The sequence below is a fragment of the Neisseria sp. P0021.S006 genome (assembly GCF_051956895.1).
The window spans coordinates 1-1851 of sequence record NZ_JBQCWZ010000231.1; the positions used below are offsets into that span (position 1 = coordinate 1).

A 1851-nucleotide genomic window follows, 5' to 3' on the forward strand; every position below is an offset into this window, starting at 1 on the left:
AAAGAAACTATTCTCATTTCTTTTATGAGGCAATATAATTCGGTTGTTTCGTTAAATTGAGTATAAAAATGCAAATACCATTTCATTTAGCTTTATTACCCACGCTGATTATCGCTTCCTTCTCTGTCGCTGCCGCCGATACGCAGGACAATGGTGAACATTACACCGCCACGCTACCCACCGTTACCGTGGTCGGACAGTCCGACACCAGCGTACTCAAAGGCTACATCAATTACGACGAAGCTGCCGTTACCCGCAACGGACAGCTCATTAAGGAAACGCCGCAAACTGTCGATACGCTCAATATTCAGAAAAACAAAAACTACGGCACGAACGATTTGAGTTCTATCCTCGAAGGCAATGCCGGCATTGATGCTGCCTACGATATGCGCGGCGAAAGCATTTTCCTGCGCGGCTTCCAAGCCGATGCATCCGATATTTACCGCGACGGCGTGCGCGAAAGCGGACAAGTGCGCCGCAGCACTGCCAATATTGAGCGCGTGGAAATCCTGAAAGGCCCGTCCTCCGTGCTTTACGGGCGCACCAACGGCGGCGGCGTCATCAACATGGTCAGCAAATACGCCAACTTCAAACAAAGCCGCAACATCGGTGCGGTTTATGGTTCGTGGGCAAACCGCAGCCTGAATATGGACATCAACGAAGTGCTGAACAAAAACGTTGCCATCCGCCTTACCGGTGAAGTCGGGCGCGCCAATTCGTTCCGCAGCGGCATAGACAGCAAAAACGTCATGGTTTCGCCCAGCATTACCGTCAAACTCGACAACGGCTTGAAATGGACGGGGCAATACACCTACGACAATGTGGAGCGCACGCCCGACCGCAGCCCGACCAAATCCGTGTACGACCGCTTCGGACTGCCTTACCGCATGGGTTTTGCCCACCCGAACGATTTTGTCAAAGACAAGCTGCAAGTTTGGCGTTCCGACCTCGAATACGCCTTCAACGACAAATGGCGCGCCCAATGGCAGCTTGCCCACCGCACGGCGGCGCAGGATTTCGACCATTTTCATGCAGGCAGCGAAAACGGCAGCCGAATCAAACGCAACTACGCTTGGCAGCAGACCGACAACAAAACCCTGTCGTCCAATTTCACGCTCAACGGCGACTACAACATCGGCCGTTTTGAAAACCACCTGACCGTAGGCATGGATTACAGCCGCGAACACCGTAACCCGACATTGGGTTACAGCCGCGCCTTTACCGCCTCCATCGATCCATACGACCGCGCAAGCTGGCCGGCTTCGGGTAGATTGCAGCCCGTCCTCACCCAAAACCGCCACAAAGCCGACTCCTACGGCATCTTCGTGCAAAACATCTTCTCCGCCACGCCCGATTTGAAATTCGTCCTCGGCGGCCGTTACGACAAGTACACCTTTAATTCAGAAAACAAACTCACCGGCAGCAGCCGCCAATACAGCGGTCACTCATTCAGCCCCAACATCGGTGCAGTGTGGAACGTAACGCCCGCCCACACGCTCTACGCCTCGTATAACAAAGGCTTCGCACCTTATGGCGGACGCGGCTATTTGAGCATCGATACGTCGTCTTCCGCCGTGTTCAACGCCGATCCCGAGTACACCCGCCAATACGAAACCGGTGTCAAAAGCAGTTGGCTGGATGACCGCCTCAGCACCACATTGTCCGCCTACCAAATCGAACGCTTCAATATCCGCTACCGCCCCGACGCGCAAAATGATCCCTATACTTGGGCAGTCGGCGGTAAACACCGTTCGCGTGGCGTGGAATTGTCCGCCATCGGGCAAATCATTCCCAAAAAACTCTATCTGCGCGGTTCGTTGGGCGTGATGCAGGCGAAAGTCGTTGAAGACA

General features: G+C 54.0%; 1 protein-coding gene. It reads left to right on the forward strand.

Features of this window, described 5'->3' with window-relative positions; all coding sequences use genetic code 11:
- Positions 1-68: 68 nt before the first annotated feature.
- On the forward strand, positions 69-1851 hold a 1783-nt coding region (locus ACTHUM_RS12855), incomplete at its 3' end, for a TonB-dependent receptor (protein WP_440403039.1).